Origin of the sequence: Agrilactobacillus composti DSM 18527 = JCM 14202 (genome assembly GCF_001436375.1) — a bacterium.
In the GTDB taxonomy this organism is placed as follows: Bacteria; Bacillota; Bacilli; order Lactobacillales; family Lactobacillaceae; genus Agrilactobacillus; species Agrilactobacillus composti.
On record NZ_AZGA01000069.1, the window covers coordinates 1 to 239 of the forward strand.

The 239-nt window shown below is 55.2% G+C and carries 3 tRNA genes; all 3 read left to right on the forward strand.

Annotation, left to right across the window (positions count from 1 at the left end):
* Nucleotides 1-10: 10 nt before the first annotated feature.
* A tRNA-Met gene (locus tag FC83_RS11260) sits at nucleotides 11-84 on the forward strand.
* Nucleotides 85-86: 2 nt separating this feature from the next.
* Nucleotides 87-159: transfer RNA gene (locus FC83_RS11265), tRNA-Asp, on the forward strand.
* A 6-nt stretch (nucleotides 160-165) separates the two neighbouring features.
* Nucleotides 166-238: transfer RNA gene (locus FC83_RS11270), tRNA-Phe, on the forward strand.
* The last annotated feature ends 1 nt before the right edge of the window (nucleotide 239 follow it).

The following is a 239-nucleotide window of genomic DNA, read 5'->3' on the forward strand; positions in this document are numbered from 1 at the left end:
TTTTTATTATCGCGGGATGGAGCAGTCTGGTAGCTCGTCGGGCTCATAACCCGAAGGTCGCAGGTTCAAACCCTGCTCCCGCAATTGGTCCCATGGTGTAGGGGTTATCACGCCTGCCTGTCACGCAGGAGATCACCGGTTCAAATCCGGTTGGGACCGTTATATGGCTCGGTAGCTCAGTCGGTAGAGCAATGGATTGAAGCTCCATGTGTCGGCAGTTCGATTCTGTCCCGCGCCAT